The following is a 12,116-nucleotide window of genomic DNA, read 5'->3' on the forward strand; positions in this document are numbered from 1 at the left end:
ACGACATCCGTGCCGGGGCCGCTCGTGATCGCCCGCGCCCCTGGCGGGCCCCGGCCGCCGGGGCACACGATGGAAGGGGCCGAGGGGCGCGACCGGTCGCCGCGGTGCGGGCCCGGCCCGGCGGCCGCCCGGCACGGCCACGGCCCGAGCGACGGAAGGCGGTGGGGACGATGGAACTCCCCCTGGTCGTAGGCGTGGACGGATCGGACGCCGGGCTGCGCGCCCTGGACTGGGCGGTGGACGAGGCGGTGCGCCACGGCCTGCCGCTGCGCCTGGTGTACGCGTCCCGGTGGGAGCGGTACGAGGGGGTGGCGCCGCGGGAGGACGCCCCCGAGGAGCAGGCGATGGCCGACCGGGTCGTGGCGTCCGCCGCGGACCGCGCCGCCCGCCGCAACCCCGAGGTCGAGGTCTCGGTGCAGGTGCTGGCCGACGACCCGGTCGCCGCGCTGCTCCGCGAGGCGCCCTACGCCACCGCGGTGGTCCTCGGCTGCAAGGGGCGCGGGGAGTTCGCCGATCTGCTGCTGGGGTCGGTCAGCCTGTCGGTGGCGGCCCGCGCCCGGCACCCGGTGGTGGTGGTCCGCGGCGACCGGGCCGGGCTGGAGAGCGGCCACGACCGGGTGCTGCTCGGCGTCGGCGACAGCGCCCAGGGGGCCGCGGCCGTCCGGTTCGCCTTCCGGGAGGCGGAGGCCCGGGGCTGCGTCCTCGACGCGGTGCGCGCCTGGCGCTGCCCCGCCTACGAGACCGGCGACCGCGCACACCGGGCCGCGGGGCCCGAGCACCACTACGAGCAGCAGGCGTCGGCGCTGGTCGACGCGGTGGTGGCGGAGGAGGCCGAGGCACACCCGACGGTGCACGTCCGGCGCACCACCGTGGAGGGGCCGGCGCACAAGGTGCTGGTCCGGCGGTCCGCGGCCGCGGATCTGCTGGTGCTCGGCGCCCGGCAGCGGCACGGCCACTTCGGGCTGCAGCTGGGCCGGGTCGGGCACGCCGCGCTGCACCACGCGGCCTGCCCGGTCGCGGTGGTCCCGCGGGGCTGAGGGCCGCCGGTCGCGGCTGGGGCCGGGCCGGGTCCGGCCGCAGCCGGCCGCATGCGGCGGTGCCCGGGTGCGTCACGCCGCGTCGGGGCGCGCAGGCCCTCAGGCGTAGTGCTCGTACGGTGCCAGCACCGCCCGCTCGATCCGGCGCCGGACGTGCTCCGCCAGGGTGGCCAGCGGTGTGGAGACCGACGGGGGCACCGGTACCGGCGACCGGATGGCGCGGGCCGCCGCCGGCAGTTCCGCGAGGTCCGCCGTGAGCCGGGCCCGGGCGTCCGCCAGCGGGGTCCGCGGCGCGCAGCGCACCCCGTCGCGCATCAGCGTCTCCAGCAGCGGCACGCTGCCGGCCGGCGCCGGCTCCTCGGCCAGCCCGATCACATCGCGGCAGCCCGGGTGCCGGAAGACCTGCTTCCGGCCGGGCGCGGTGATCTTCGCCGACGACAGCTTCATCACCGGCCGCCCGTCGTACGCCACGAGCTTGTACGCCGAGTCGAGATACGGCGCGTCGGCGCTCACCCCGACCCGGGTGCCCACCGCGTACACGTCGATCGGCGCCCCCGCCCGCACCAGGTCGTCGATCGCGAACTCGTCCAGCCCGCCGCTGGCCACGATCCGCACCCCCGGCAGCTCCGCCCGGTCCAGCATCGCCCGGGCGCGCACCGCCAGCGCCCCCAGGTCGCCGCTGTCCAGCCGGATCGACGCCCCCTCGGCGCGGTCCAGGGCGTGCAGCACCCGGGCCGCGGCGGCCACCCCGGAGTCGACGTCGTAGGTGTCCACCAGGAGCGTCACCGGCCCCGGATGGGTCCGCAGGAAGGCGGTGAACGCGGCCTCCTCGTCCTCGAACGCCTCGATGTACGAGTGCGCCATGGTGCCCACCGCCGGCAGGCGTTCGGCGTGCGCCGCCGCGACGTTGCTGGTCCCCGCGAAGCCCGCCATCGCCGCTAGCCGCGCGGTGCGGAAGCCCGCCTCCGTGCCGTGCGTGCGCCGCAGCGAGAAGTCCACCACCGGCCGTCCGCGGGCGGCCAGGACGCACCGTGCGCACTTGGCGGCGACGGCGGTCTGGTGGCTGAGCTGGTTCAGTACGAAGGTCTCGACGAGCTGGGCCTGCGGCAGCGGCGCGGTGATCTCCAGCAGCGGCTCGCCGGCCAGCACCACCCGGCCCTCCGGCACCGCCCGGACCTCGCCGGCGAAGCGCAGCCCCAGCAGCGGCGCCAGCTCCGCGACGGGCCGGTGCAGCGCCTGGGCGAACACCTCGACGTCCTCGGGCCCGATCCGGAAACGGGAGAGGTGGTCGAGCACGGACTCCACCCCGGCGGCGACCAGGAAGCCCCGGCCCGCGGGGAGCTCCCGGACGAAGCAGCTGAAGGTGGCCGGCCGGGTCATGCCCTCGCGCAGGTACGACAGGGCCATGGTCACCTCGTACAGGTCGGTCGTGGTCGGACCGGCCGTCGTCGCGTCCGGCATCACCGGCTCCTTCCCGGTGCGGGGTAGCTCGCCGGGCCGGGGGTGCGGTCGGCCCGCCGGCCCGCGGGCGGTCTCAGGCCAGCTCGTCCGCCCAGCCGTAGAGGGTGCGCCGCTCGTGCCCCGGTGGCGCGGCGCCGGCGCCCGCCAGGTCGTGGTCCGCCAGCCGGATCAGCTGCCCGGCGAGGTCCTTCATGGCCCGGCCGGCCGCCAGCTCGTCCCCGATCACCGGGACGTCGGGGTCCTCGGGATTGCAACGGGCCCGGCCGTGCCCGGTGAGCGACCGCGTCCCGGTGTTCAGTTCCACCCGGGCCCGGGTGGTGCCGTCCTCCTCGGTGACGGTCAGCCGGACCGGCCACTCGGTGGTGTTCGCCATGGCTCACCTCCGCGGTGTCCAGGGGCCGCGCCGGCGGGGGCCGCTCGTCGTCCCGGTCCGCTCGTCGTCCCCTGCCACCCATTGTTGGAAGAATCCGCCCGGCCCGCCTGTCCGTGCGGGGTGATCCGGTGCGGCGGGCGGCGGCTCACTCGTGCGGCACGAGCGCGACCGGGCACGGCGCGTGGTGCACGACCGCCTGTACGACGTGGCCGATCCGCGGCGCGGGGAAACGCAGCTTGTGCCGCCGGCCGACGACCAGCAGCGCGGCGTCCGTGGCGTCCCGCAGCGCCGCCCGCACCGGGCTCTCCAGCTCGACCCGGGTGTCCACCTCGACCTCCGGGAACTTCTCCCGCCAGGGCCGGAGCGCCTCCGCCAGCTCCTGCCGGGCGTCCGCGACCGCCTGCTGCGCGGCGATCGGCTCGACCCCGCCGCCGCGGTTGTACGCGTGCGCCGGCAGGTGCCGGCCGTGCACGATGCGCAGCGGGGCGCCCCGCCGGGCCGCGCTCCCGAAGGCGAACGCCAGCAGCGCCTCGCAGGGCTCGTGCAGGCTCAGCGCGGCCGTCACCGGGGCGCCGGGGGCCTGTGCCGCGGCGCCCAAAGGGGCCCGGACCAGAACCGTGGGTGTCCGGGTGTGCGCCACCACTTGGAGGCCGAGCTCGCTGATGGTGTAGCGCGCCACCACGCCGATGTCCCGTGACCCCAGGACCAGCAGCGACGACTGGCCGGCCGCCTCCTTCAAGGCGGACAGCGGGTCGTCGGCGACCAGGGCCTCCTCCACCGGGAGGTCGGGGTGGCGGTCCCGGACGGCGTCCCGGGCTTCGTCGACGATCCGGTGCGGCCAGTAGTTCCGCTCGTCCCGGCCGTCCGGCGCGGGTAGCGGACCCGGCGTCGGCCCGGCCCCGGGTTCGGGCCCCAGCAGCACCCAGGCGTGCAGCAGCCGCAGCCTGGCCCGCCGCAGCTCCGCCTCGTGCGCCGCCCACAGTGCGGCGGCGGTCGCCTCGGGCGTCCCGTCGACACCCGCGGTGATCACGTCCTGCATGACCTCACCTCGTTCCCGGTCCGCTCGCCGCCGACGGGCGCGGCGGCGAGCCGCACCTCCAGTCTCCGACGGACCGGCCGCCGGCACCGGGCGGGAGGCACCGGGAGGGTGGCCCGGCGGCGGTTCGCCGGCGGTCCGGGCCGGTGGTTCAGGCCGGCGGAGGCGGTTCCTCCGGATGTTGCCGCCGCCAGCGTTCGTGGGCCGGACTGCCGGGGCGGGCGTCGAGATGGGCGGCGCGCACCCGCCGCAGGACCGCCGCCCCGTGCCGGGCGAGCGGGCCGTCGCGGTGCCAGGCCAGCAGATGCCGGTACCACAGCGGGTTCCCGGCCAGCGGACGGACCGCGACCCCGGGCACCTCGATGAACGTGGCCTGGCACAGGCTCACCGCCAGCCCCGCCCGGACGATCTCGACCAGCTGCCGCCCCTCGGCCTCGTAGGGGATCCGCAGCGCGCGGCCGGTCCGGGCACAGACCGACGACCAGTGCTCGCGGGTGCGGTCGCCGTCCATCCGGGGCGCCGCCCAGTCCTCCTCGGCGAGCCGGTCCAGGGCCACCTCCGCCGCGTCCGCCAGCGGATGCTCCGCCGGCAGCAGTGCGAAGAGCGGCTCGGTGACGAGCGGGTGCAGCAGCACCCCGTCGGGGGCCGGCGGCTCCTGGCCGGGGTGGGCGCCGAGGACGGCGACCTCCAGACGACCGGCGCCGAGGTCGTCCAGCAGCGGCCCGGATGCGTGCTGCCCGCGCGCCGTCACCTCCGTGCCCGGCAGCAACTCCCGTAAGGAAAGCAGGAGATGGCCGAGGAACGGAGTGCCGACCGAGCCGACGCGGAGGCGGGTGGGGGCCACGGCGCTGCGCGCGGCCCGCTCGGTGTCGGCGAGGAGCTGGTCCACGCCCGGGAGGATGGCGTGGGCCCGGGCCAGCACCAGTTCGCCCAGCGCGGTGGGCGCCGAGCCGGCCCGCCGGCGGTCGAACAGCGTCCCGCCCAGGAGGTTCTCGATCCGCCGCAGCTGGGCGCTCAGGCCCGGCTGGGTCATCCGCAGCGCCGCCGCGGCCCGGGTGAGGCTGCCGGCCTCGGCGATCGCGCACACCACGCGCAGATGCCTTATCTCCAGATCCATGCGCGGATGTTATGGACCGCCGGGAGGTTCCCGACAGGGCGTGCCGTCCCGCAGGCTCTTGTGGCGCCCGGCACCCCGTGCCGGGGAGGTGCCCCCACCCTGCCGCCGCGCCGGCCCTCGGTGCGCGCCGAAGGCCGGCCCGGCGGCGGAACGTCCCACCGCACGCCCCACCGAGGAGGAGGAACCCATGACCGTAGCCCGCCCCACCGCCTGGCGCACCGTCAGTCACGATCTGCCCGTCTCGCCGGAGCTCGAACGGTTCCTGGCGGACGGCTGGGCGCCCACGCCGCTGCCCGACGGGATCCGGCTGCCCGCCGCCGACCGCACCCCCGCCCGCCGCCGGCGACTGTCCGCCCGCTTCCCCGGCGAACGGCTGCTCGTCCCCGCCGGGGACCTCACCGTCCGCTCCAACGACTGCGACCACCGCTTCCGGCCGCACAGCGCCTACGCCTGGCTCACCGGCCTGACCGGCGAGGACCAGGCCGGCCATGTGCTGGTCCTGGAGCCCGACGGGCCGCAGGGGCACGAGGCGGTGCTGTACCTGCGCCCCCGTTCACCGCGCAACGACGGCGGCTTCTACCGGGACCGCCGGCACGGCGAGTTCTGGGTCGGCCGCCGCCCCGACCTCGCCGAGGCCGGGCGGATGACCGGTCTGCGCTGTGCCCACCTCGACGGACTCGGCGCGCTCCCCCCGGGCCGCAGCGCCGCGACCGACACCGAACTCGCCACCGTCCTCGACGAGTTGCGGCTGGTCAAGGACGCCTGGGAGACCGACCAGCTGCAACTCGCCGTCGACCACACCACCACCGGCTTCGAGGACGTGGTCCGCGCTCTGCCGCGGGCCCTCGCCCACCCGCGCGGCGAGCGCTGGATCGAGGGCGTCTTCGGTCTGCGCGCCCGCGCCGAGGGCAACGGCACCGGCTACGAGACCATCGCCGCCGTCGGCGCGCACGCCTGCGTACTGCACTGGATCCGCAACGACGGCCCGCTGGACGCCCGGCAACTGCTGCTCCTGGACGCCGGCGTGGAGACCGACACCCTCTACACCGCCGACATCACCCGCACCCTGCCGCTGTCCGGGCGCTTCTCCCCGGTGCAGCGCCAGGTGTACGACGTGGTGCTGGCCGCCCAGGAGGCGGGCATCGCGGCCCTGAAACCGGGCGCGCGGTTCCGCGACTTCCATCGCGCGGCGATGCGGGTGATCGCCGAGGGCCTCACCGACTGGGGCGTCCTGAAGACCCCCGAGGGGGACCTCCACCGCCGCTACACCCTGTGCAGCAGCGGCCACATGCTGGGCCTGGACGTCCACGACTGCGCCCGGGCGCGCGCCGCGGCCTATCTGGACGGGGTGCTGGAGGAGGGACAGGTGCTGACCGTCGAGCCCGGCCTCTACCTCCAGCCCGACGACGAGACGCTCCCGCCCGCGCTGCGCGGCATCGGCGTACGGATCGAGGACGACCTGGTGATCACCGCCGACGGGGCCCGACTGCTGTCGGGCGCCCTGCCGCGGACACCGGAGGCGGTGGAGAGCTGGATGGGGGAGCTGCTGGCGGGGTGAGCCCCCCGGATGAGCCCCCGGCGCGGCCCGGGGCCGTCCAGGAGGCCGATGCGGGTCCAGGCGCCGGCAGCCGCTAGCGTGGTCGGCTGCGGATGACGCCGCCCGGGCGGACCCGGGCCGGCGACGGTGCGGAAGGAGCGGAGAACATGCAGGTCGGAGCGGTGCCCCGGTGAGATTCCTGCATACCTCCGACTGGCACCTGGGCCGGTCCTTCCACCGTGTGAACCTCCTGGCCGCCCAGCGCGCGTTCCTCGACCACCTCGTCGAGACGGTCCGCACCCGGGACATCGAGGCGGTGCTGGTCGCCGGCGACGTCTACGACCGCGCGGTGCCGCCGCTGGCCGCCGTCGAGCTCTTCGACGAGGCCCTGCACCGGCTGGCCGCGCTCGGCGTACCCACCGTCATGATCTCCGGCAACCACGACTCCGCCCGCCGCCTCGGCGTCGGTTCCGGGCTGATGCGCCGGGCCGGCATCCATCTGCACACCGACCCGGCCGACTGCGCCGCCCCCGTCGTCCTGGAGGACGGGCACGGGCCGGTCGCCTGCTACGGGCTGCCGTACCTCGAACCGGCCATGGTCCGCGACACCCTCGGCGCCCCGCGCGCCGACCACGCCGCGGTGCTCGGCGCGGCCATGGACCGGGTCCGCGCCGACCTCGCCGACCGGCCCGCCGGCACCCGCTCGGTGGTGCTGGCACACGCCTTCGTCACCGGCGGCGCCGCCAGCGACAGCGAGCGCGACATCACCGTCGGCGGCGTCGCCTCGGTCCCCGCCGCGGTCTTCGACGGCGTCGACTACGCGGCCCTGGGCCATCTGCACGGCTGCCAGACCCTCACCGAGCGGATCCGCTACTCCGGCTCGCCGCTCGCCTACTCCTTCTCCGAGGCCGCCCACCGCAAGTCGTCCTGGCTGATCGACCTCGACGCGGCCGGCGGCGTGACGGCGGAGCGGGTGGACTGCCCGGTGCCCCGCCCGCTGGCCCGGATCCGCGGCCCGCTGGAACAGCTGCTGGACGACCCCGCGCTGGCCCGGCACGAGGACTCCTGGGTCGAGGCCACGCTCACCGACAGCTCCCGCCCGGCCGAGCCGATGGCCCGCCTGGCCAAGCGCTTCCCGCACACCCTCGCCCTGGTCTTCGACCCCGACGAGGCCCCGGCCCGCCCCGCCGCCTCCTACGCCCAGCGGCTGCGCGGCCGCAGCGACCAGGAGATCGCCGAGGACTTCGTCGCCCACGTCCGCGCCGGCCGCGGCGCCGACGACGCCGAACGCGCCGAGCTCCGGTCGGCCATCGACGAGGTGCGGACCACCGGCGCCGCCGAGGAGGTGGCCCGATGAGGCTGCACCGGCTGACCCTCACCGCCTTCGGCCCGTTCGCCGGCAGCCACACCGTCGACTTCGACCGGCTCGCCCGCGACGGCCTGTTCCTGCTGCACGGCCCGACCGGCGCGGGCAAGACCTCCGTCCTGGACGCGGTCTGCTTCGCGCTCTACGGCTCGGTGCCCGGCGCCCGGCAGGGCGGCCAGGCCCTCCGCAGCGACCTGGCCGACCCCACCACCCCCACCGAGGTGGTCCTCGAACTGACCGTCGCCGGGCGCCGGTTGGAGATCACCCGGCTGCCCGAGCAGCCCCGCCCCAAGAAGCGCGGCACCGGCACGACGAAGGAGAAGGCGCTCAGCCGCCTGCGGGAGTTCGCGCCCGCCGCCGACGGCCGCCCGGACGCGGGGAAGTGGCGTGCGCTCAGCCGCTCCCACCAGGAGATCGGCGAGGAGATCGGGCAGCTGCTCGGCATGAGCAAGGAGCAGTTCTGCCAGGTGGTGTTGCTGCCCCAGGGCGACTTCGCGCGCTTTCTGCGGGCGGACGCGGAGGCCCGGGCCCGGCTGCTCGGCCGGCTCTTCGACACCCGGCGGTTCGCCGCGCTGGAGGACCAGCTCACCGCCCGCCGCAGGGCCGCCGCCGACCGGGTCGCGGCCGGCGACGAACGGCTGCTCGCACTGGCCCACCGGATCGCCCAGGCCGCCGGCGACACCCCGGACCTGGCCGACCCGTCCGTCCCGGCGCTGTCCGCCCGGGCCGCCGTGCCCGCCCAGGCCGGGCCGGCCGGCCGCGGCGCCCGTACGCCCCGCGGCACCGCACCGACCCGTCCGGCGGACCCGGACGGCGCCGCACCCGGCCCCGGCGAGCCCGGCTTCGCCGACGCGGTCCTCGCCCGGGCCGCCGTCGCCCGCACCGGCGCCCGCGAGCGCCTGGACCTCGCCCGGGCAGCGGTCACCGCCGCCGAGACCGCCGAACGGGCCGCGGCCGGGCGGCTGGAGGAGACCCGCGAACGCGACCGGCTGCAGCGACGCCACGCCGACGCCCGGCAGCGCGCCGACCGGCTCGCCGCCCGCGCCGACGAACGCGACCGGCTGCGCACCCGGCTGGAGCGGGCCCGGGCCGCCGCCGAGGTGGCCCCCGTCCTCGACCTCCGGGACGCCGCCTGGCGCGAGCAGACCGCCGCCCAGGACGCCGAACGCCGCCACCGCGCGCCGCTGCCAGCCGCCCTCGCCGACGCCGAGGGTGCCGAACTCGCCGCGCAGGAGCGGGAGTTGCGTTCCCTCCTCGGTTCCCTCGGGGCCGCCCGCAGGGCCGAACGGCGCGCCGCCGACCTCGACCGGGAGCGCGCCGACCTCGACCGCGAGGCCCGCGCGGACGAACAGACCCTGCTGGACACCGCCGAGTGGCTGGCCGGCTGGGACGCCGCCCGCGAGACCCTCCGGCGCCGCATCGACGACGCCCAGGAAGCCGTCCGGCGCGCCGAACAACTCGCCGCGCAGCTCGCCCCGGCTGCCGAACGGCTCGCCGCCGCCCGCCGCCGCGACCGCCTCGCCGCCGAACTCGCCGAGGCCGAAGGGCGGTTGCTGGCCGCCCGGGAGCGCGCGGCGGCCGCCCACGAGCACTGGCTGGACCTCCGGGACCAGCGGCTGCGCGGCATCGCCGCGGAACTCGCCGCCGACCTGACCGACGGTCGGCCCTGCGCGGTGTGCGGGTCCACCGCCCACCCGGACCCGGCGCGGGCCGGCGCCGGCCACGTCGACCGGGCGGCCGAGGAGGCGGCCCAGGCCGCCCACCGCCGCGCCGAGGACGTCCGGCAGCAGGCGGAGGACCGCCGCCAGTCCCTCAAGGAGTCCCTGGCCGCCGCCACCGCCGCGGCCGGCGCCACCCCCGCCACTGAACTCGCCGACCAGGTCGGGCAGTTGACGAAGGAGGCGGAGGGCGCCCACACCGCCGGCGCCCGGCTGCACGCCGTACGCGAGGAACTGGCCCGTGCCGAGCGCGAGTACGAGCGCCGCCGCGACGACCGCCAGCGGGCCGAACGCCGGGCCGCCGCCCGCACCTCCCATCGCGAGGCCCTGGACCGCGAACGGGCCGCCCTGGAGGCCGAGTTGGCCGAGGCCCGCGGCGACTGCGCGAGCGTCGCCGACCGGGCGGCCCGGCTGGAGGCACAGGCCGCCGGGCTCGCCGCCGCGGCCGAGGCGTCCCGCACCGCCGCCGCCTGCGCCGAGCGCCTGAAGGAGGCCGACGCCCGGCTCTCCGACGCCTCCTACCGCGCCGGCTTCGCCACCCCGCAGGACGCCGCCGACGCCGTCCTCCCGGACGCCGAACGCCGAACGCTCCAGCAGCGCCACGACGACTGGCAGGCCGAGGCCGCCGCCCTCGCCGCCGAACTGGACCGCCCCGAACTCCGCGCCGCCGCGGCGCTGCCCGCCGCCGACCCGGACGCCGCCCGCACCGCCCACCAGGCCGCCGCGGCCCGGCTGCGCACCGCCACCACGGCCCTCGCCACCGCGCGGGAACGCTGCGCCGCCCTCGACCGGCTCTCCGCCGACGCCGCCGCCGACGCCCGCGAACTGGCCCCGCTGCGCGCCGCCTACGACCGCATCGCCCGCCTTGCCACGCTCGCCGCCGGCACCTCCGCCGAGAACGAGCGCCGGATGCGGCTGGAGTCCTACGTCCTGGCCGCCCGCCTCGAACAGGTCGCGGCCGCCGCCACCGCCCGGCTGCACCGGATGTCCGCCGGCCGCTACACCCTCGTCCACTCCGACGAACGGGCCGGCGGCGCCCGCCGCTCCGGCCTCGGCCTGCACGTCGTCGACGCCTGGACCGGCCGGGAGCGGGACACCGCGAGCCTCTCCGGCGGCGAGACCTTCTTCGCCTCGCTCGCCCTGGCCCTCGGCCTCGCCGACGTCGTCACCGACGAGGCGGGCGGCACCCGGCTGGACACCCTGTTCATCGACGAGGGCTTCGGCAGCCTCGACGAGCAGACCCTCGACGAGGTCCTCGACGTCCTCGACGGCCTGCGCGAACGCGACCGCAGCGTCGGCCTGGTCAGCCATGTCGCCGACCTCAGGACCCGCATTCCCGCCCAACTGGAGGTCGTCAAGGACCGCACGGGCTCCAGCGTCCGCCACCGGCTGCCGGCCGGCGCCTGACCGCAGGACCGGACGCCCTCGGTCGTCCGCACGAGCCGGATGGCACAATCCCGCCATGACTCAAAAGAACGGCCTGCTGTCCGGCAAGGTTTCCCTGATTACGGGAGCGAGCAGCGGGATAGGCGCGGCAACCGCCAAGGTTTTCGCCGCAGAAGGTGCGACGGTGGTGCTCGCGGCCCGTCGCGTCGACCGTCTCGATGCGCTCGTGACGGAAATTCGGAAAACCGGCGCCGAGGCGTCGTACACGGCCATGGACGTGTCCCGGGACGAGGACGTGAAACGTGCCGTCGAATTCACCGTGGAGAAGTACGGGCGCCTGGATCTGGCGTTCAACAACGCGGGCATCGGCTGTGATCAGGAACCCATGCACCTGATGCGGCAGAACGCTTTCGACGAAATCATGGAAATCAACGTCGGTGGTGTCTGGCATTGCCTGCAACACCAGATTTCCGCGATGCTGCGGTGCGGTGCGGGCGGAGCAATCGTCAACAACAGCAGTGTCGGTGGCCTGCAGGCAATTCCCGCCGGCGCCCCCTACGTGGCCTCCAAGCACGCCGTCATCGGGCTGACCAGGGCGGCGGCCGCCGAATACGCACAGCGCGGTATCCGCGTCAACGCCGTGGCGCCCGGCACGACCCGTACCGAGATCATTGCCGGCTGGTTCGAACGGAATCCCGGACTGGAGGAGCAGCTGCACCAGGCGACTCCTCAGTCCCGTACCGCCGAGCCCGAGGAAATCGCCCAGGCGGTCGCGTGGTTGTGCAGTGACCGGTCCTCTTTTGTCACGGGGACGGTGATGCCCGTGGACGGCGGTTACACCCTGGTGTGACGCCCGGGCGCGGAAGAAGCCCGCTTGCGGTATGCCGTGGCCGGAGACTGTTGCGTACCGCGAGCGGACCGCTGATCTTTTTCACGGCCGTCTTCGGGCCGCCGAAAGGCAGTTCGACGGGCGGGAATTCGCCGGTTCTCCGGTGCGCGCGGACGCATGGCAGGGTTCCGGCGGTGGCCGGGCCTGGACCGGCTGTCTCTTTCGGGCAGCCGGTCACCGGACTCCGCGGCGGTCG

The 12,116-nt window shown here is 76.6% G+C and carries 9 protein-coding genes; 5 read left to right on the forward strand and 4 right to left on the reverse strand.

All coding sequences use genetic code 11. The features are described 5' to 3' along the window. Positions 1-170 precede the first annotated feature (170 nt). Entirely contained in the window at positions 171-1,037 is an 867-nt protein-coding gene (locus K2224_RS29865; protein WP_221910311.1) for a universal stress protein, read from the forward strand. A gap of 99 nt (positions 1,038-1,136) precedes the next feature. Here the strand turns inward: K2224_RS29865 and K2224_RS29870 are convergent, their stop codons facing one another. The 4 genes from K2224_RS29870 to K2224_RS29885 form a co-directional block, all read right to left on the reverse strand. After that, positions 1,137-2,498 carry a nicotinate phosphoribosyltransferase gene (locus K2224_RS29870; RefSeq protein ID WP_221910312.1) on the reverse strand — a complete coding sequence of 454 codons (1,362 nt, stop codon included), beginning with the start codon at positions 2,496-2,498 and terminating at the stop codon, positions 1,137-1,139. Between the two features lie 73 nt (positions 2,499-2,571). Next, a complete protein-coding gene (locus tag K2224_RS29875) occupies positions 2,572-2,871 on the reverse strand; it encodes a DUF1876 domain-containing protein (RefSeq protein ID WP_221910313.1) in 300 nt (99 codons plus the stop codon). Between the two features lie 145 nt (positions 2,872-3,016). Beyond that, on the reverse strand, positions 3,017-3,910 hold the full coding sequence (locus tag K2224_RS29880) for a universal stress protein (protein ID WP_221910314.1): 894 nt from the start codon (positions 3,908-3,910) through the stop codon (positions 3,017-3,019). Between the two features lie 148 nt (positions 3,911-4,058). Then, a complete protein-coding gene (locus K2224_RS29885) occupies positions 4,059-5,024 on the reverse strand; it encodes a LysR family transcriptional regulator (RefSeq protein WP_221910315.1) in 966 nt (321 codons plus the stop codon). A gap of 187 nt (positions 5,025-5,211) precedes the next feature. Here K2224_RS29885 and K2224_RS29890 point away from each other — a divergent pair, with 187 nt between their 5' ends. From K2224_RS29890 to K2224_RS29905, 4 genes are all read left to right on the forward strand, one after another. Further along, positions 5,212-6,582: an aminopeptidase P family protein gene (locus K2224_RS29890; RefSeq protein WP_221910316.1), complete on the forward strand. Its 1,371-nt coding sequence runs from the start codon at positions 5,212-5,214 to the stop codon at positions 6,580-6,582. Positions 6,583-6,751: 169 nt separating this feature from the next. Beyond that, positions 6,752-7,918 carry an exonuclease SbcCD subunit D gene (locus tag K2224_RS29895; protein ID WP_221910317.1) on the forward strand — a complete coding sequence of 389 codons (1,167 nt, stop codon included), beginning with the start codon at positions 6,752-6,754 and terminating at the stop codon, positions 7,916-7,918. Next, complete coding sequence (locus tag K2224_RS29900; protein ID WP_221910318.1) at positions 7,915-11,052, forward strand: AAA family ATPase; 3,138 nt, start codon at positions 7,915-7,917, stop codon at positions 11,050-11,052. Before K2224_RS29895 ends, K2224_RS29900 begins: the two co-directional genes overlap by 4 nt. A 55-nt stretch (positions 11,053-11,107) precedes the next feature. Next, on the forward strand, positions 11,108-11,881 hold the full coding sequence (locus K2224_RS29905; RefSeq protein WP_221910319.1) for an SDR family NAD(P)-dependent oxidoreductase: 774 nt from the start codon (positions 11,108-11,110) through the stop codon (positions 11,879-11,881). Positions 11,882-12,116 lie beyond the last annotated feature (235 nt).

It is taken from the genome of Streptomyces sp. BHT-5-2, assembly GCF_019774615.1.
In the GTDB taxonomy this organism is placed as follows: Bacteria; Actinomycetota; Actinomycetes; order Streptomycetales; family Streptomycetaceae; genus Streptomyces.